The organism is Streptomyces sp. NPDC058221 (assembly GCF_042882365.1).
Lineage (GTDB): Bacteria > Actinomycetota > Actinomycetes > Streptomycetales > Streptomycetaceae > Streptomyces.
In genome coordinates this window covers 68,334-85,767 of record NZ_JBHVWF010000016.1, presented here as the reverse complement: position 1 = coordinate 85,767, position 17,434 = coordinate 68,334, and the positions used below count along the sequence as shown (strand labels likewise).

Sequence of the window (17,434 nt, the reverse complement as noted above, 5' to 3'; positions counted from 1 at the left end):
CGTCGTTTGAGGAGACGCCCCGGAGGGACCCCGGACCCCCACCCACCGGACAGACACGCGCACCCCGCGGACAACCAAATCAAGCCCGTCCGGCGCTTGAGGACGGAACCCCCACGCCCCGGACAAGGGTAAGGCCAAGGAAACCCCACCGCCGCCCGCCCAAGGGCCCCGCCCCGGCGCGAAAGCCCCGCAGCCGCAGCGAGTTGCCGACCACGAACACCGAGGAGAACGCCATCGCCGCACCCGCGATCATCGGGTTCAGCAGACCCATCGCGGCCAGCGGCAGGGCGGCCACGTTGTAGGCGAAGGCCCAGAACAGGTTCGTACGGATGGTGCCCAGCGTCCTGCGCGACAGCCGGATCGCGTCGGCGGCGGCCCGCAGGTCGCCCCGGACCAGGGTCAGGTCTCCCGCCTCGATCGCCGCGTCCGTGCCCGTGCCCATCGCGAGACCCAGGTCGGCCTGGGCGAGTGCGGCCGCGTCGTTCACGCCGTCACCGACCATCGCGACGAGATGCCCCTGCGCCTGCAGGCGCTTGACGACGTCGACCTTGTCCTCCGGCATGACCTCCGCGTACACCGTCTCGATCCCGACCGTGCGGGCCACGGAATCCGCCACAGCCCGGTTGTCGCCGGTCAGCAGGATGGGCTCCAGACCGAGTGCGCGGAGCCGCTCGACGGCCTCGGCGCTGGTGTCCTTGACCGCGTCGGCCACCTCCAGGACCGCCCGCGCCCCGCCGTCCCAGGCGACCGCGATCGCCGTGCGGCCCGCCGCCTCCGCCTCGGCCTTGCGGCGCGCCAGCTCCGCCGGGAGGCGGATCTCCCACTGCGCGAGCAGCTGCTCGCGGCCGACGAGCACGGCGTGGCCCTCGACGACGCCCTGGACGCCGAGCCCGGGGATGTTGGCGAAGTCCTCCGGGGTGGGGAGGGGTTCGGTGGTGTGTTCGGCGGCTCCGGTGGCCACGGCCTGGGCGATGGGGTGCTCGGAGGCGTGTTCCAGGGCGCCGGCGAGGCGCAGCGCGTCGGCCTCGGTGGTGCCGGGGGTGGTGTGGACGGCCTGGAGGGTCATCCTGCCGGTGGTGACGGTGCCGGTCTTGTCGAGCACGATCGTGTCGATGCGCCGGGTGGTCTCCAGGACTTCGGGTCCCTTGATGAGGATGCCGAGCTGGGCGCCGCGTCCGGTGCCGACCATGAGGGCGGTGGGTGTGGCGAGGCCGAGGGCGCAGGGGCAGGCGATGATCAGTACGGCGACGGCCGCGGTGAAGGCGGCCGTCAGCCCCGAGCCGTTGGCGAGCCAGAAGCCGAGCGTGCCGAGCGCGAGCAGGATCACGACGGGGACGAACACCGCCGAGATCCGGTCGGCGAGGCGCTGGGCCGCCGCCTTGCCGTTCTGCGCGTCCTCGACCAGCTTCGCCATCCGGGCCAACTGGGTGTCGGATCCGATCCTGGTCGCCTCGACGACGAGCCGGCCGCCCGCGTTGAGCGTGGCACCGGTCACCGGATCGCCGGCGCCGACCTCGACGGGCACCGACTCACCGGTGAGCATGGACGCGTCCACCGCCGAGTTGCCCTCGACGACGGTGCCGTCGGTGGCGAGCTTCTCGCCCGGCCGGACCAGGAAGTGGTCCCCGACCCGGAGGTCCGCCGTGTCCACGGTGACCTCGCGGCCGTCGCGCACCACGGTGACCTCCTTGGCGCCCAGTTCGAGCAGGGCCTTCAGCGCGGCGCCCGCCTTCCGCTTGGAGCGGGCCTCGAAGTAGCGCCCGGCCAGGATGAACGCGGTGACTCCGGCGGCGGCTTCGAGATAGATGTTCCCGGCGCCGTCGCTGTGGCCGATGGTCAGCTCGAAGGGGTGCGTCATGCCGGTCATGCCGGCGGTGCCGAAGAACAACGCCCACACCGACCACAGGAACGCGGCCGATGTGCCGAGCGAGATCAACGTGTCCATGGTGGCCGCGCCGTGCCGGGCGTTGGTCCACGCGGCACGGTGGAAAGGCCAGGCGGCATAGGTGACGACGGGTGCGGCGAGGGTCAGCGAGAGCCACTGCCAGTTGTCGAACTGGAGCGCCGGGATCATCGCCATCGCGATCACCGGCACCGCGAGCAGGACGGCGGTCACCAGCCGCTGCCGCAGCGGGCGGAGCTCGTCCTCCTCCGCCGCCCCGGCGGACGCGTCCTCGGTACGCACCGGGGGAGCGGGCTCCTGCGCGGTGTAGCCGGTCTTCTCGACGGTGGCGATGAGGTCCTTCACGGAGACGTCGTCGCCCCGGTAGCTGACCTTGGCCTTCTCGGTGGCGTAGTTGACGGTGGCCTCGACCCCGTCCATCCGGTTGAGCTTCTTCTCGATACGGGCCGCGCACGAGGCGCAGGTCATGCCGCCGATGGCGAGCTCGACCTCTGCGGCGCCGGTGGTGGCTGCGGTGTGCGCGGACACGGGGGCCTCCTCGGGAGGGGATCATTTATACCCCTCGGGGGTATCTCGTTCTGATTCAGGTATACCCCCTGCCCCCATGGAGAAGCAAGGGTGATCGGCCATGGGTGCGCGAACCCTGGGCGTTCGATTGCGGGGCGGTCGTCTGACCTGGCGTATCTTCACGTGCGCGGTGAGGCTGCGCCCTGGGCCGCTCGGCCCGTAGGCTGGCCATTGGACTAGACCTATAGCTGCTTTCTGGAGGATTGGGTTCCCATGAGCAACCGTGCAGTCCTGGAGGTGATCGCTCTCGACGCGGAGGACGCGGTCGCTGCCCAGGCGGGTGGTGCGGACCGGCTTGAGCTGGTCACCGACATGGCGGCGGACGGCCTCACCCCGTCCTGTGCGACCTTCGCGGCGATCCGTGCCGCGGTGGACATCCCCCTGCGGGTGATGCTCAGAGTGGCGAACGGTTTCGCGGCCGGTGACATCGAGGTACTCGTGCGCAAGGCGCGCGAGCTGCGGGCGGAGGGCGCGGACGAGTTCGTGTTCGGCTTCCTGGACGCGGACGGCCACCCCGACCTGGTCGCGGTCGAGCGGATCGTCGCCGAGCTGGACGGCTGCCGGTGGACGTTCCACCGCGCGATCGACCGCGCAGCCGACCGGGACGCCCTGCGCAAGGCGCTCGCGGACCTGCCGGGCCTCGACACGTACCTCACCGCGGGATCACCCGCCGGGGTGGACGACGGCATCCCCACGCTGCTGGTCGAGGCGGCGCGCAAGGGGGAGCCGGGGTACGAGCCGCAGATCCTCGTCGGGGGCGGGCTGCGGCTCGACCATCTGCCGGAGCTGCTGGACGCGGGTATCGACGCCGTCCACATCGGCGGGGCGGCGCGGCCGGGCGGCTGGTCCGGGCCGGTGGACGCGGCGGCGGTACGGGAGTGGCGGGGGCTGCTGGACGGGTAGGCGGTGGCCGGTTCGGGGGCGGGGCCCGGTCCGTGGATCGGGGGCTCCGCCCCCGGGCCCCCGCTCCTCAATCGCCGGAGGGGCTTGAATGGCTCGCCCGGGAGGGCCTGGACGGGGCGCCCGGAGGGGCTTGAGCAGGTCGCCCGGAGAGGCTTAAGCGGGTCGTCCGGAGGGGCTTGAACCATTGCTCAGCCGCTCCGGCAGGGGGGTCGCGTGGACCACGATCAGGCCCGAGACCGCTCGGGTCAGGGCCACGTACAGGCGGCGCAGGCCCGTTCGTTCGTCCGGCTCGCCGTCGACCACCGCCGCCGGTTCGTCCAGCACCACGTAGTCGTACTCCAGGCCCTTCGCCAGGGACGCCGGGACCAGGGTCAGCCGGGACTCGGCCGTCGTCTCCTGGCCGGGTGACAGGTACGGGTGGCCCGCCGCTGTCAGGGCGGCCTCCAGAGCCGGGATGCGGGCGTCCGCGGCGATCAGGCCCGTCGAACCCTCCTGCTCCAGCGATTCCTCGCAGGCCGCCACCACCGCCGCGTCCAGCGCGTGCGCGTCCGCCATCTCCCGTACCGACAGCGAACCGGGCGACTCACGCACCGACTCGACCGGCGCCAGGCCCGGCGAGATCACCGGCAGCAGCCGTGACGCGTACGCGATCACCTCGCGCGGCACACGGAAGCCGGCCGTCAGCTCCTCCACCACCGCGTCCGACTTTCCGAGATGGTGCAGCGCCTGCGCCCAGCTCTGCGTCGACCACGGTGTCGTGCCCTGCGCCAGGTCCCCGAGGACGGTCGCCGAACCGGTCGAGCAGCGGCGGCCCACCGCCCGGTACTGCATGGGGGAGAGGTCCTGCGCCTCGTCGATCACCACATGACCGAGCGAATGCGTGCGCGCCACCAGGTCGTTCGCCTCGTCGATCAGCACCGCGTCCGCCGCCGACCACTTCGCGGACTTCACGCTGCGGGCCGGTTTGGTCCACAGGATCGTCTTCTGCTCGTCCTCGGTCAGCAGCCCGTCCGCCTGCGCGGCCAGGAACTCCGGGTCCGACAGCAGCCGCAGCACCAGCTTCGACGGATCGACCGCGGGCCAGATCGCCTTCACCGCCGCCTTCACCGCGGGGGTGCGCGCCACCGCGTTCTGCACCCGGTCGTCGGGCGCCTCGCCCGCCTCCTCCATCCGCACCAGCACGGCGTGCGCGATGCGCTGCGGAAGGGCCTCGTGCGCGGCCCCGTACCGCATGTCGCGGGCCAGCAGCTCGTTGACCATCTCCTCGATCTCGTACGCCGGGACCCGCCAGCGCCGTGAGCCGCGCACGACCATCACCGGCTCCGTCGGCAGCGTCACATGCGAGCGGATCGCACGCCGCAGCACCTGGGCCATCCGGGCATCGCCCTTCACCACGGCGGCCCGCGCCTCGTCCGTGCCCCGGACCTCGACCTGGGCCGTCACCAGGTCGTCGACGGTCGCCTGCTTCACCTCCAGCTCGCCCAGGGCCGGCAGCACCTGCTCGATGTAGTGCAGGAAGGACCGGTTCGGGCCGATGACCAGCGTCCCGGTGCGGGCCAGCCGCTCCCGGTGCGCGTACAGCAGATACGCGACCCGGTGCAGGCCGACGGCGGTCTTCCCGGTGCCGGGCCCGCCCTGCACACACACCGATCCGCCCAGCTCGCTGCGGACGATCTCGTCCTGCTCGGGCTGGATCGTCGCGACGATGTCGCGCATCGGACCGACGCGCGGCCGCTCGATCTCCGCCTGCAGCAGCTTGCTGGTCTGCGCGGTCTCGGTCGGATCGGTGAGGTGCTCGTCCTCGTAGGCGGTGAGCTCACCGCCGGTGTAGCCGAAGCGGCGCCGCTGGCCGACGTCGAGCGGCTCGTTGCGGGACGCCCGGTAGAACGGCTGGGAGACCGGCGCCCGCCAGTCGATCACCATCGGATCGCCGTCGGCGTCGTGGACATGGCGGCGTCCGATGTAGAACTGCTCGCCCTCCGCGCCCTCGGCCTGTGCCGCACCGACCACATGGAGGTAGTCGAGCCGCCCGAAGAAGAGCGGGGTGTGGGCGAGGTCGGCGAGCGATTTGATGCGGTCGGCGATCTGGGCCTGCAGTACCGCGGCGTTCACCCAGTTCGCCGTGACATCGCGGATGTTCAGGGCCTGGGCATCCTCGCGCATGGCACGCAGCGCGGCGCGCGAGGCAGCGAGATGGGCGCGTTCATGAGCCAGGGGGTCGGTGGTGGTGTCGCTCTCGTGTTCGTGCGCGGGCACGGTGTTGCCTCCGGCATTCAACGCAGGACGGCGGACCGCACCCCGCTCCCGGCGGTCCACCGGGGGCGATGCGGTCCGCTCGGGGATCGATCACTGGTACGCACGAGGGCGTGCGTACGGGCTGTCGGCCGGTTTCCGTCCGGTCGGCGGCGCTCCCCCGGCTGCCGGCGCACGTCCTTGAGGGACGGCCGGTACCACGGTGCGGGAGGCGGGCAGACCGGCGATTGTATCGACGGTCAGGGCCGGGCGCGACCGAATATCGGCGTACGACCGGGTCCACCCCGTAGGGGATGGCATGCGACCACAGGGGTAGGCGCGGCTCCGCCGTCTTCCGCCTGCCGGGCGACGCCCTCACGGGCCGGGCGGAGCACCATGGAATACATGAGCACCGTCACCCTGAACCCGCGAAAGACCGGCCCCGCGCACGGCGCGACCGCGGCCACCGGTCACCCTCACAGTCACCGTGCCGGTGACGCCCTGCGCGCCGCGAAGATCTTCGTACGGGCCGCGTTCGGCGTCGTCGTCCTCGGCGAGTACGCGGAGGAGGCGGGCGTCCGGCGCACGCGCTGACCGCCCGTCCCCCTCAGCTGCCCGCCAGCAGCTCGTCCGCGTCCACGATCCGGTACGCGTAGCCCTGTTCGGCCAGGAACCGCTGGCGGTGGGCCGCGAAGTCCTGGTCGATCGTGTCGCGGGCGACCACCGAGTAGAACCGCGCCTCGTGCCCGTCCGCCTTCGGCCGCAGCACCCGGCCGAGCCGCTGCGCCTCCTCCTGACGCGAACCGAACGTGCCGGACACCTGGATGGCGACCGTGGCCTCCGGCAGGTCGATGGAGAAGTTCGCCACCTTCGACACGACCAGCACGCTGATCTCGCCCTCCCGGAACGCCCCGAACAGCTTCTCCCGCTGGGCGTTGCTGGTCTCGCCCTTGATCACCGGGGCGTCCAGATGCTCACCCAGCTCGTCGAGCTGGTCGATGTACTGCCCGATGACCAGCGTCTGCTCGCCCTTGTGCTTGCGCACCAGCGCCTCGGTGACCTTCCGCTTCGTCGCGGTCGTCGCGCAGAACCGGTACTTCTCCTCGGCCTCGGCGGTCGCGTACGCGAGCCGCTCGGTGTCCGTCAGATTGACCCGTACCTCGACGCAGTCGGCGGGCGCGATGTAGCCCTGCGCCTCGATCTCCTTCCACGGGGCGTCGAACCGCTTGGGCCCGATCAGCGAGAAGACGTCCGACTCGCGGCCGTCCTCCCGGACCAGCGTCGCCGTGAGCCCCAGCCGGCGCCGGGCCTGGAGATCGGCGGTGAACTTGAAGACCGGCGCGGGCAGCAGATGCACCTCGTCGTAGATCACCAGACCCCAGTCCCGGGAGTCGAAGAGCTCCAGGTGCGGATAGATGCCCTTCCTGCGGGTCGTCAGCACCTGGTACGTGGCGATGGTGACGGGCCGGATCTCCTTCCGCGTCCCGCTGTACTCGCCGATCTCCTCCTCGGTCAGCGAGGTCCGCTTCACCAGCTCGTGCTTCCACTGCCGGGCGGAGACGGTGTTCGTCACCAGGATCAGCGTGGTCGCCTTGGCCTGCGCCATCGCGCCCGCCCCGACCAGCGTCTTTCCGGCCCCACAGGGCAGCACGACTACACCGGAACCGCCGTGCCAGAACCCCTCGACGGCCTGCTGCTGATACGGCCGCAGCGCCCAGCCGCTCTCGTCCAGCTCGATCGGGTGCGCCTCGCCGTCCACGTAACCGGCGAGGTCCTCGGCCGGCCAGCCCAGCTTCAGCAGCGTCTGCTTGACCTGCCCGCGCTCGGACGGGTGCACGGCCACGGTGTCCGGGTCGATCCTGGCGCCGACCAGCGGCTGGACCTTCTTCGACCGGAGGATCTCCTCCAGGACGGGCCGGTCGTTGGAGGTCAGCACCAGTCCGTGGACCGGGTGCTTGGAGAGCGTGAGGCGGCCGTACCGGCCCATCGTCTCTGCGATGTCGACGAGCAGCGCGTGCGGTACGGGGTAGCGCGAGAACTTCACGAGGGCGTCGACGACCTGCTCGGCGTCGTGCCCCGCGGCTCGCGCGTTCCACAGCCCGAGCGGGGTCAGCCGATAGGTGTGGATGTGCTCGGGCGCGCGCTCCAGCTCGGCAAAGGGCGCGATCACACGGCGGCAGGCGTCTGCCTGCTCGTGGTCGACTTCCAGGAGCAGCGTCTTGTCGCTCTGGACGATGAGGGGTCCGGTCACGCGCTTCGGCCCTTTCTGCGGGGCCGCCCGGAGGCGGCGGGTTGGCCAAACCTCCAGTGTGCCGTATGCGGTGGCGGGATGCGGTGGCCCGGGGTGCGGGCCTTTTGTCCTCAATCGCCGGACGGGCTTGATTTGGTGCGGGTGCCCCCGCGGGGTGCGCCCTTGCGCGGTGGGTGGGGGGCGGTGCCCCTCCGGGGCGTCTCCTCAAAAATGGCGTGTTCACCCGGGTCCGAGAAGGACCCGGGTCGTACGCCATTTCCTGCGGGGACTCCCCTGCACGTCCCCACCCCAGCATCACCCGCGCCTGCACACCGGCCCCACGACGGTCGCAGACGCACGGCGGCCGGGTCCGGGGGCGTGCAGGGGAGTCCCCGCAGGACGACGAACAGATACCCGGGTTTCATCGCGTACCCGCGGAACGTTCGTCGTTTGAGGAGACGCCCCGGAGGGACCCCGGACCCCCACCCACCGAGAAACCGCGCACCCCACGGGCAACCCGCACACACCAAGCCCGTCCGGCGCTTGAGGACGGAACCCCCGCCCCGGGGGACCCGGAACCCCACGCACCACGGCACCCCGCACCCCGCACCCCCGCGGGAAACCCGCACCAAACCAAGCCCGTCCGGCGATTGAGGACAGAACCCTCACTCGATGAACAGGCCCCGCGCCGCCGCCGCCACGTCGAACTCCTCCAGCCGCGCCTGCGCGTCCGGCAGGGCGTCGCACATGGCCTCCAGGAGCACCCGCCCGAGCAGCATCGGCGCACACGCCGTGTCGAAGGCGAGCCCGGTCCCGACGGCGGCCGGGATCAGCAGATCGCTGTGCCGGGCGACCGGGGCGAAGGCGGAATCCGCCACCGACACCACGGCCAGCCCCTGCTCCCGTGCGTAGCGGAGGGCGTCCACGACCTCCCGTGGGTGGCGCGGCAGTGCGAAACAGATCAGCGCGCCGGCCCCGGCCCGCCTCGCGGCGTCGATCCGGTCGTGCAGCATGCTGCCGCCCTCGTCGAGCACCCGGACATCGGGGTGCACCTTGGCGGCGAAGTACCCGAATCCGCGGGCCTGCGACGAGGCGGCGCGCAGCCCGAGCACGGGCAGCGGACGGGAGGCGGCGAGCAGCCGGCCGGCCCGTTCGACCGGGCCGGGGTCGGCGAGGAGTTCGGCGAGGTGCCGCAGGTTCTCGATCTCGCCGAGCACCGCCTGCTGATACTCGTTGTACGTGTCCTCACCGCCGCCGTCGACGGGTCCGGCCGGGGTGACCTCGCGCAGATGTCTGCGCAGCGCGGGATAGCCGTCGAAGCCGAGCGCTACGGCGAACCGGGTGACGGAGGGCTGGCTCACGCCGGCCAGCTCGGCCAGTTCGACGCTGGACAGGAACGGGGCGTCGCCTGCCCTGCGCACCATCGAGTGGGCGATGCGCCGCTGGGTCGGCGTGAGCCTGCGCCCCTCGAACAGCTGCTGCAACCTCGCGGCCGGGCTGCTCCCGCTCATCCTGTCCCCTCGGTAGACGCGTCGCGCCGCGCTCCGGCGCCGCCGAATCCATTCAGCCAGGAAGGCGTCTGCATGTCCATATGCAGAGGCCCGTCGCGGGCCTATCCGGGCAGGCCCGCCCGTACGGCCAGCTCGGCCAGCGCCGCACGCAGAGCGGCGCGCAGCGGTTCGTCGAGAGCCGCCGTCAGCTCCTCGTCGATGGCGTTCGCCGTCGCCGTGCAGAGGGCGAGCAGTTCGCGGCCCCGGTCGGTGAGGGTGAGGATCTGGCGGCGGCGGTCGCCTGAGTCGCGCTCCCGGCCGACCGCGCCGAGCTCCTCCAGGTGATCAGCGAGGCCGACCACCAGGCTGGGCGTCACCCGCATGGTGCGGGCGATGTCCTGCTGCGAGGCCGCCGCGCCACTGGCCAGCAGGGCCATCAGCCCGGCGTGCTTGGGCTTCAGTCCGTGGGCGGCGAGCCGCTCGGCGAACAGTTCGGCGGTGATCGCGCCGAGCGTGCCGAGCCGGAAGGCCACGGTGTCGGTCAGCGTCTCCTGCTTGACATCCTTCACACTCCGCACCATATCATCGAGAAATCATTCATAGAGTCAATGATTCATGAGGTGACGAAATGCGACGCACACTGGTCGGCCTCAACGTGGCCATGGCCGCGGGCTCGGCCGTCGCGGCCGTGATCGCGGTGGCACGCCCCACGCTCCTCCTGCCGGCCGGCACCGATCCGACGGCCGGACTCCACGTGTACGCCGAGGCGTACGCGGTCCGGGCGGTCCCGCTCGCCGCCGCACTGGTGTACCTGCTGAAGGGCGAACGCCGCGCGCTGGTACCGGTCCTGGCGGTGGCCGGGGCGGCTCAGCTGGGCGACGCGTGCATCGGCGCCGGCCGGGGGGTCACCGGCATGGCCGTCGGCGGGACGCTCGCAGCGGCCACCCACCTCGGCACCGCCTGGTGGCTGACCCGCCGCACCGGCACACCTGTCGTGGGGACCGCGGCATGAAGTCACTCAACCTGCTGATCATCTTCCTGGCGGAACTGGCCGTCCTGGGATCCGTGGCCACCTGGGGCTTCTCTCTCGGCACCGGGTGGGCGCTGCGGCTGCTCGCGGGCATCGGCGGGCCGGCTCTCATGGTCGTGCTGTGGTGGCTGTTCGGTGCACCCGACGCACCCCACAAGGTGCACGGCGCGATACGGGTGGTCTTCGAGGCCGGCTGGTTCGGCGCGGGCGCCGTGGCCCTGGCGCTGGCCGGATACGCCGTTCCGGCCCTCGCCCTCGCCGCCGTCGTGGCGGTCAGTAAGGGCCTCGCGGTGGCCTGGCACCAGTAGGCCCGGACGGCCCCGGCGCACCCCCGGACAAACAGGGGGGTTAGCCCCACTGACCCGGCCGCCCCCGCTTCGTACCGTGGAAACCATGGACGCACCCGACACCGAGCTCAAGAAGGAGCTCAAGGCCACCCTGCAAGCCCGCAGCGAGCTGGGGGCCGAGTACGAGCCCGCGCTCGTCGAGTCGTTTCTGGAGAAGGTCGAGCAGCGGCTCGACGGCACGCTCGACCGGCGGGTCAGGCGTCATCTCGCGGAACAGCAGATCGTCGTCGCCAGGGGGGCTCGCTCCCCGGAGCCCCCGCTGGGGCATTTCGGTGAGCGGTTCGGCTTCGCGATCGTCTCGCTGGTCCTCGCCATCCCGCTGTCCGCGATCGGTGTCGCCAACGCGGGCATCCAGGGGCTGGTCGTGGCCTGGCTCGGGATCGTCGGCGTGAACGCCCTCCAGGTCGCCCACGGCGGGCGGCTGTTCAGGCGCCGGGACGAGGAGCGGCCGATGTCCGACTGGGAGGGCTGAGCGGCGGTGCAGCCGGACCTTCTTCACGCCTGACGGGTCGGCAGCACGATCAGCTGGCGCAGATTGATGTGGCGCGCACGGCTGGTGGTGTAGGCGATCAGGTCGGCGATCTCGTCGGCGGTGAGCCCGCCGAGGGCGTCGAACATGCCGTCGAGCTCCCCGCTCAGCTCCGCGTTGTCGACGTGACCGGCCAGTTCCGAGTCGGTGAGACCCGGCTCGACGTTCGTGACCCGGACGTCGCGCGGGCCCAGTTCGGTGCGCAGCGAGGCCGAGAGATAGCTGAGCGCGGCCTTCGTCGCGCCGTACACCGCGTAGTTGGGGAACGTGATGTGCGCGCCGATCGAGGAGATGTTGACCAGGTCGGCGGTGTGTCCGTCGGCGGCGGCCGCCACCAGGTCCGCGGTGAAGGCCCGGATGATGCGCAGGGCGCCCGCCACATTGGTGTCCAGCATCCGCTGCCACTCGTCGGTGCGGCCCTCGTCCACCGGGTTCGGCAGCATCACACCGGCCGCGTTGACCACCAGATCCACCCGGCCGAACTCCGCGTGCACCCGCTCGGCCGCGGCGTCCACGGACGCCTGGTCGGTGACATCGGTCGCGACGGCGAGCGCCTGACCGCCGTCGGCGGTGATCTTCCCGGCCAGCTCCTCCAGCCGCTCCGCGCGGCGGGCCAGCAGCGCCACCCGGACACCCTGCGCGGCGAGCAGCCGGGCGGTCGCGTTCCCCATGCCGCTGGCGGCTCCGGTGATGACGGCGGTGCGGCCTGCGAGCGTCCCGTACGACATGTCTGTACTCCTCGGTGCTGTGCTGCCGGGGCTTTTCCCCGGCCCGGGCCCAACTCTGCGGCTGCGGGACGCCGCTACCCAGGGATGCGTCTTTCCTGGGTCCGGCAGTACCAGGCTGGGCTGTGGCCGGGTCTTCTACGATCAGCGGCATGGACGGCGACCTCGGAGACTTCCTCCGCTCACGACGTGCCCGCATCCAGCCCGGGGACGTCGGGCTGAACTCCTACGGCCGCAGACGGGTTCCGGGACTGCGCCGCGAGGAGGTCGCACAGCTCGCGGGAGTGAGCGTCGACTACTACATCCGGCTGGAACAGGGGCGCGGCCCGAGCGTCTCGGACTCCGTGCTCGACGCGATAGCCCGGGTGCTCGGGCTGGACGAGACGGAGCACGCCCATCTGCGTACGGTGGCGCGCCCGAAGCCCCGCACGGCGGCGCCGGCCGCCGCCCAGCGGGTGCGGCCGGGGCTGCGGCTGCTGCTTGACACCCTGGGCGGGGCACCGGCGTTCGTCCTGGGCCGCCGGATGGACGTACTGGCGTGGAACGGGGCGGCCGACGCGCTGCTCGGCTTCTCGCGGCTCTCCCCGGGTGCGCGCAACATCCCGCGTCAGGTGTTCCTCGACCCCGGCTCACCGGAGCTCTATCCGGACTGGTCCGCCGTGGCGGCGGAGACGGTCGCCCATCTGCGCCTGGACGCGGGCCTGCACCCGCACGACAAGCAGCTGGCCGCACTGGTCGGCGAACTGTCGGTGAAGAACGAGGACTTCCGCCGGCTGTGGGCGGACCATCAGGTGAAGGCGAAGGCGTACGGCGTCAAGCGGATCAGCCACCCGGTCGCGGGTCCGCTCACGCTCCCGTACGAGACGCTCGACGTGCCCGGGGATCCCGACCAGTGCCTGGTGGTCTACACCCCGGAGCCGGGAACGGAGTCCGCCGGACGCCTGGCGCTGCTGACGGCAGCGCCCTGACGCGTTGTATCGCGGGGACCGCCGCACCCCCGGTTTCCCAGGGGGCGGGACGACGGCGGTCCCCGCGAGGGACGCGGGCCCGGGTCAGGGCCGGTCTCCGCGTCCGGGCGACGGTGGAGGTCCGGGAGCCGCTCCGTAGTCCGTGTCGCCGTATGGGTGCCGGCGGGTTTCCCTGCCGACACCCATCAATCTGCCCGAGCCGTGTTAAGCCGGTGCTGCGGGCACGTGTCGCGCTCGTACCGTTTTCGCGAAGCCCCGGGACAGGCCCTGGCTGCGGCCCGCCGGAACGAGGGCTTCGCGCCTACGGCTTGGGGGCCGCCGCGCCCTTGGCGAGGAAGGCCAGCAGGTCCTGCCTGCTGACCACGCCCTTCGGCTTGCCCTCCACCAGCACGATCGCCGCGTCGGCCGCGCCCGTGCCGCCGAGCACCGCCATCAGGTCCTCGACCGGTTCGCCGGAACCGACCTGCGGCAGCGGCGGTGACATGTGCTTCTCCAGCGGGTCGGAGAGCGAGGCGCGCTGGGCGAAGAGCGCGTTCAGCAGCTCCCGCTCGACCACCGAGCCGATGACCTCGGCGGCCATCACGTCGGGGTGGCCCGCGCCCGGCTTCACGATCGGCATCTGCGAGACGCCGTACTCGCGCAGGACGTCGATCGCCTCGCCGACGGTCTCCTCCGGGTGCATGTGGACGAGCGTCGGGATCGGTCCCTCCTTGTAGTCGAGGACGTCCGCGACGCGCGCGGACGGTCCGCCGTCCTCCAGGAAGCCGTAGTCGGCCATCCACTCGTCGTTGAAGATCTTGCTGAGGTAGCCGCGCCCGCTGTCCGGGAGCAGGACGACGACCACGTCGTCAGGCCCGAGCCGCTTCGCGACCTCCAGCGCGCCCACGACCGCCATCCCGCAGGAGCCGCCGACCAGCAACCCCTCCTCCTTGGCGAGCCGGCGGGTCATCTGGAAGGAGTCCTTGTCGGACACGGCGACGATCTCGTCGGTGACCGTGCGGTCGTACGCCGTCGGCCAGAAGTCCTCGCCGACGCCCTCGACCAGATACGGCCGCCCGGAGCCGCCGGAGTAGACCGAACCCTCCGGGTCCGCGCCGACGACCTGGACCGCGCCGCCGCTGACCTCCTTCAGATAGCGGCCGGTACCGCTGATCGTGCCGCCGGTGCCGACCCCCGCCACGAAGTGCGTGATCTTCCCGTCCGTCTGCTCCCACAGCTCGGGACCGGTGGTCTCGTAGTGGGAACGGGGGTTGTTCGGGTTGGAGTACTGGTCGGGCTTCCAGGCTCCGGGCGTCTCATGGACCAGCCGGTCGGAGACGTTGTAGTACGAGTCCGGGTGCTCGGGGTCGACGGCGGTCGGGCAGACGACGACCTCCGCCCCGTAGGCGCGCAGCACATTGATCTTGTCCGTGGACACCTTGTCCGGGCAGACGAAGATGCACTTGTACCCCTTCTGCTGCGCGACGATCGCCAGCCCGACGCCCGTGTTGCCGCTCGTCGGCTCGACGATCGTCCCTCCGGGCTGCAGCTCACCGCTCTGCTCGGCGGACTCGATCATGCGAAGGGCGATCCGGTCCTTGACCGACCCGCCGGGGTTGAAGTACTCGACCTTGGCCAGGACCGTCGCCTGGATGCCGGCCGTCACACTGCGCAGCCTCACCAGCGGGGTGTTGCCTACAAGGCTGATCATCGAATCGTGGAATTGCACCGTGTACTCCGGGGTCTCCGTGATGGTGCGGCAAGAGTATGCGTACGGGCACGAGATCGGGCGAAGCGATTGAACGACGGCCTCTTGCGGGCAGTTAGCTCTGTGTACGGCGGTGACGACCTCACCGCGACGGCCCGCGACGCCGCAGGCGATCGCGGGTGAGGCCGCAAGGCGACGAGGAGGTGGACCGGACTGTGTCGAGGGCAAGGGTGGCACGGCGGATCGCAGCGGGCGCGGCCTACGGCGGCGGCAGCGTCGGGCTGCTGGGCGCCGCGGCGGTGGGCGTCCTGCTGGCGGAGGTCCAACTGGCGAAGCGGCTGGTGGGCGGTGGTGTCGCACCGGTCCCGCCGAGCGCGGACGGACGGTACGGGGTGGCGTTCGCCGGACCGTCGGACCCGTTGCGGCTGGGACTGCTGGGGGACTCGACGGCGGCCGGGCAGGGGGTGCGCCGGGCCGGACAGACTCCGGGGGCACTGCTGGCCTCGGGTCTTGCGGCCGTCTCGGAGCGGCCGGTGGATCTGCGCAACGCCGCGCAGCCGGGGGCCAGGTCGGACGATCTGGAGCGGCAGGTCTCGCTGCTGCTGGCGGACCCGTCCGGGGCTCCGGACGTCTGCGTGATCATGATCGGGGCGAACGATGTGACGCACCGGATTCCGGCGACCCAGTCGGTGCGCTGTCTGACCACGGCGGTGCGCAGGCTGCGCACCGCGGGGGCCGAGGTGGTGGTCGGTACCTGTCCCGACCTGGGCACGATCGAGCCGGTCTACCAGCCGCTGCGGTGGCTGGCCCGGCGGGTGAGCCGGCAGCTGGCGGCGGCGCAGACGATCGGTTCGGTCGAGCAGGGCGGGCGCACGGTGTCGCTGGGCGATCTGCTGGGCCCGGAGTTCGAGGCGAACCCGCGGGAGCTGTTCGGCCCGGACAACTACCACCCCTCGGCGGAGGGCTACGCGACCGCGGCGATGGCGATGCTGCCGACGCTCTGCGCGGTGCTGGGGCTGTGGCCGGAGTCCGATCATCTGGACGGCGCCCGGCGCGAGGACATGCTGCCGGTGGCCAAGGCGGCCTCCCAGGCGGCCAGGGAGGCCGGTACGGAGGTCACCGGGGCGCGGGCGCCCTGGGCGCTCCTCAAGCACCGCAGGCGGCGGCGTCTGCCCGCCGCCACCGAGCCGCATCCGCACCCGCGTCCGGGGGCGCACGGAGAAGCGCCCGGGGAGGCGGGCGGTTCGACGCGGGTGGACCGGCGTCCGGGCACCGATACCGGTACCTCGCCCCGGACCGCCTGAGCCGATGAGCCTCCGGGCCGCCCGAACCGACGGGCGTCCGGACGGGTCGAACCGGCGCCCTTCGGGACAGCCCTTAAGCCCGCGGGCTTCCGCGCCCCGAACCGACGGGCCTCCGGGCCCCCGAACCGACGGACTGAGCGGTTGCTTAGAAAAGAGGCCCGCATCACATGCCCTGTCGGGTGACCTCAGCAGTACGTCCGGGTAACTTCCAGAGCAGTCCAGCCCGACAGCCTTCCAGCCCTCATGGAGCCGCGTGATGCCCGAAGCCGTGATCGTCTCAGCTGCCCGTTCCCCGATCGGCCGGGCCTTCAAAGGCTCGCTCAAGGACCTGCGGTCGGACGACCTGACCGCCACGATCATCCAGACCGCGCTGGCCAAGGTCCCCGAGCTGGACCCCAAGGACATCGACGACCTGATGCTGGGCTGCGGCCTCCCCGGCGGCGAGCAGGGCAACAACCTGGGCCGCATCATCGCCGTGCAGATGGGGATGGACCACCTTCCCGGCTGTACGGTCACCCGCTACTGCTCGTCCTCCCTGCAGACCAGCCGCATGGCGCTGCACGCCATCAAGGCCGGCGAGGGCGACGTGTTCATCTCGGCCGGTGTCGAGATGGTGTCCCGGTTCGCCAAGGGCAACTCCGACAGCTGGCCCGACACCCACAACCCGCTCTTCGCCGACGCCGAGGCCCGCACCGCCGCCCGCGCCGAGGAGTCGGGCGCGAGCTGGCACGACCCGCGCGAGGACGGCCTGGTGCCGGACGCGTACATCTCGATGGGGCAGACCGCGGAGAACCTGGCCCGGACCAAGGGCGTCACCCGTCAGGACATGGACGAGTTCGGCGTGCGGTCGCAGAACCTCGCCGAGGAAGCCCTCAAGAACGGCTTCTGGGAGCGCGAGATCACCCCGGTGACGACGCCGGACGGCACGGTCGTCTCCAAGGACGACGGCCCGCGTGCGGGCGTCACCCTGGAGGGCGTGCAGGGCCTGAAGCCCGTCTTCCGTCCTGACGGCCTGGTCACCGCGGGCAACTGCTGCCCGCTCAACGACGGCGCCGCGGCCCTCGTGATCATGTCCGACACCAAGGCGCGCGAGCTGGGCCTGACCCCGCTGGCCCGGATCGTCTCCACCGGCGTCTCCGGTCTCTCCCCCGAGATCATGGGCTACGGACCGGTCGAGGCGAGCAAGCAGGCGCTGAAGCGGGCCGGCCTGAGCGTCGGCGACATCGACCTGGCCGAGATCAACGAGGCCTTCGCCGCCCAGGTGATCCCGTCCTACCGCGACCTCGGCCTGCCGCTGGACAAGGTCAACGTCAACGGCGGCGCCATCGCCGTCGGCCACCCCTTCGGCATGACCGGCGCCCGGATCACCGGCACCCTGATCAACAGCCTGCAGTTCCACGACAAGCAGTTCGGTCTGGAGACGATGTGCGTGGGCGGCGGCCAGGGCATGGCGATGGTCATCGAGCGGCTGAGCTGAGCTGAGACAGAGACCGGGGCCGGGGCCGGGATGCCCCGGCCC

Annotated in this window: 15 protein-coding genes; 8 read left to right on the top strand and 7 right to left on the bottom strand. The window is 71.8% G+C overall.

Annotation, left to right across the window (positions count from 1 at the left end; genetic code table 11):
* Positions 1-79: 79 nt before the first annotated feature.
* Positions 80-2,431: a heavy metal translocating P-type ATPase gene (locus tag ACFVW8_RS08320; protein ID WP_389687374.1), complete on the bottom strand. Its 2,352-nt coding sequence runs from the start codon at positions 2,429-2,431 to the stop codon at positions 80-82.
* 252 nt (positions 2,432-2,683) lie between these two features.
* Between ACFVW8_RS08320 and ACFVW8_RS08315 the strand changes: the two genes are divergently transcribed.
* A complete protein-coding gene (locus ACFVW8_RS08315; protein WP_389687372.1) occupies positions 2,684-3,373 on the top strand; it encodes a copper homeostasis protein CutC in 690 nt (229 codons plus the stop codon).
* A gap of 153 nt (positions 3,374-3,526) precedes the next feature.
* Here ACFVW8_RS08315 and ACFVW8_RS08310 read toward each other — a convergent pair whose 3' ends face one another.
* Positions 3,527-5,629: a HelD family protein gene (locus ACFVW8_RS08310; RefSeq protein WP_389687370.1), complete on the bottom strand. Its 2,103-nt coding sequence runs from the start codon at positions 5,627-5,629 to the stop codon at positions 3,527-3,529.
* A 381-nt stretch (positions 5,630-6,010) separates the two neighbouring features.
* Between ACFVW8_RS08310 and ACFVW8_RS08305 the strand changes: the two genes are divergently transcribed.
* Positions 6,011-6,199, top strand: a complete 189-nt coding sequence (locus ACFVW8_RS08305) for a hypothetical protein (RefSeq protein ID WP_389687368.1) — start codon at positions 6,011-6,013, stop codon at positions 6,197-6,199.
* 13 nt (positions 6,200-6,212) lie between these two features.
* Here ACFVW8_RS08305 and ACFVW8_RS08300 read toward each other — a convergent pair whose 3' ends face one another.
* The 3 genes from ACFVW8_RS08300 to ACFVW8_RS08290 form a co-directional block, all read right to left on the bottom strand.
* A complete protein-coding gene (locus ACFVW8_RS08300; protein WP_389687366.1) occupies positions 6,213-7,856 on the bottom strand; it encodes a DNA repair helicase XPB in 1,644 nt (547 codons plus the stop codon).
* Positions 7,857-8,500: 644 nt separating this feature from the next.
* Positions 8,501-9,346: a MurR/RpiR family transcriptional regulator gene (locus ACFVW8_RS08295; RefSeq protein WP_389687364.1), complete on the bottom strand. Its 846-nt coding sequence runs from the start codon at positions 9,344-9,346 to the stop codon at positions 8,501-8,503.
* A 101-nt stretch (positions 9,347-9,447) separates the two neighbouring features.
* On the bottom strand, positions 9,448-9,894 hold the full coding sequence (locus ACFVW8_RS08290; RefSeq protein ID WP_389687362.1) for a MarR family winged helix-turn-helix transcriptional regulator: 447 nt from the start codon (positions 9,892-9,894) through the stop codon (positions 9,448-9,450).
* Positions 9,895-9,953: 59 nt separating this feature from the next.
* On the opposite strand from ACFVW8_RS08290, the gene ACFVW8_RS08285 reads away from it, so the two are divergent.
* From ACFVW8_RS08285 to ACFVW8_RS08275, 3 genes are all read left to right on the top strand, one after another.
* The gene (locus ACFVW8_RS08285) at positions 9,954-10,337 is read left to right on the top strand and encodes a hypothetical protein (protein WP_389687360.1); all 384 of its coding nucleotides are present in this window, start codon (positions 9,954-9,956) and stop codon (positions 10,335-10,337) included.
* On the top strand, positions 10,334-10,663 hold the full coding sequence (locus tag ACFVW8_RS08280) for a YrdB family protein (protein ID WP_389687358.1): 330 nt from the start codon (positions 10,334-10,336) through the stop codon (positions 10,661-10,663). Before ACFVW8_RS08285 ends, ACFVW8_RS08280 begins: the two co-directional genes overlap by 4 nt.
* 85 nt (positions 10,664-10,748) lie before the next feature.
* Positions 10,749-11,174 carry a hypothetical protein gene (locus ACFVW8_RS08275; protein WP_389687356.1) on the top strand — a complete coding sequence of 142 codons (426 nt, stop codon included), beginning with the start codon at positions 10,749-10,751 and terminating at the stop codon, positions 11,172-11,174.
* 23 nt (positions 11,175-11,197) lie between these two features.
* Here ACFVW8_RS08275 and ACFVW8_RS08270 read toward each other — a convergent pair whose 3' ends face one another.
* The gene (locus ACFVW8_RS08270; protein WP_389687354.1) at positions 11,198-11,959 is read right to left on the bottom strand and encodes an SDR family oxidoreductase; all 762 of its coding nucleotides are present in this window, start codon (positions 11,957-11,959) and stop codon (positions 11,198-11,200) included.
* 149 nt (positions 11,960-12,108) lie between these two features.
* Between ACFVW8_RS08270 and ACFVW8_RS08265 the strand changes: the two genes are divergently transcribed.
* Complete coding sequence (locus ACFVW8_RS08265; RefSeq protein WP_389687352.1) at positions 12,109-12,924, top strand: helix-turn-helix transcriptional regulator; 816 nt, start codon at positions 12,109-12,111, stop codon at positions 12,922-12,924.
* 301 nt (positions 12,925-13,225) lie between these two features.
* On the opposite strand, the gene ACFVW8_RS08260 is transcribed toward ACFVW8_RS08265, so the two are convergent.
* Entirely contained in the window at positions 13,226-14,632 is a 1,407-nt protein-coding gene (locus ACFVW8_RS08260; protein WP_389687350.1) for a cystathionine beta-synthase, read from the bottom strand.
* 209 nt (positions 14,633-14,841) lie between these two features.
* On the opposite strand from ACFVW8_RS08260, the gene ACFVW8_RS08255 reads away from it, so the two are divergent.
* Complete coding sequence (locus tag ACFVW8_RS08255; protein ID WP_389687378.1) at positions 14,842-15,915, top strand: SGNH/GDSL hydrolase family protein; 1,074 nt, start codon at positions 14,842-14,844, stop codon at positions 15,913-15,915.
* Positions 15,916-16,171: 256 nt separating this feature from the next.
* Positions 16,172-17,392: an acetyl-CoA C-acetyltransferase gene (locus ACFVW8_RS08250; protein ID WP_389687348.1), complete on the top strand. Its 1,221-nt coding sequence runs from the start codon at positions 16,172-16,174 to the stop codon at positions 17,390-17,392.
* The last annotated feature ends 42 nt before the right edge of the window (positions 17,393-17,434 follow it).

Coding starts and splice junctions, on each gene's coding strand:
- ACFVW8_RS08315 (WP_389687372.1), top strand. CDS start 2,684: ATGAGCAACCGTGCAGTCCTGGAGGTGATCGCTCTCGACGCGGAGGAC.
- ACFVW8_RS08305 (WP_389687368.1), top strand. CDS start 6,011: ATGAGCACCGTCACCCTGAACCCGCGAAAGACCGGCCCCGCGCACGGC.
- ACFVW8_RS08295 (WP_389687364.1), bottom strand. CDS start 9,346: ATGAGCGGGAGCAGCCCGGCCGCGAGGTTGCAGCAGCTGTTCGAGGGG.
- ACFVW8_RS08285 (WP_389687360.1), top strand. CDS start 9,954: ATGCGACGCACACTGGTCGGCCTCAACGTGGCCATGGCCGCGGGCTCG.
- ACFVW8_RS08280 (WP_389687358.1), top strand. CDS start 10,334: ATGAAGTCACTCAACCTGCTGATCATCTTCCTGGCGGAACTGGCCGTC.
- ACFVW8_RS08275 (WP_389687356.1), top strand. CDS start 10,749: ATGGACGCACCCGACACCGAGCTCAAGAAGGAGCTCAAGGCCACCCTG.
- ACFVW8_RS08270 (WP_389687354.1), bottom strand. CDS start 11,959: ATGTCGTACGGGACGCTCGCAGGCCGCACCGCCGTCATCACCGGAGCC.
- ACFVW8_RS08265 (WP_389687352.1), top strand. CDS start 12,109: ATGGACGGCGACCTCGGAGACTTCCTCCGCTCACGACGTGCCCGCATC.
- ACFVW8_RS08250 (WP_389687348.1), top strand. CDS start 16,172: ATGCCCGAAGCCGTGATCGTCTCAGCTGCCCGTTCCCCGATCGGCCGG.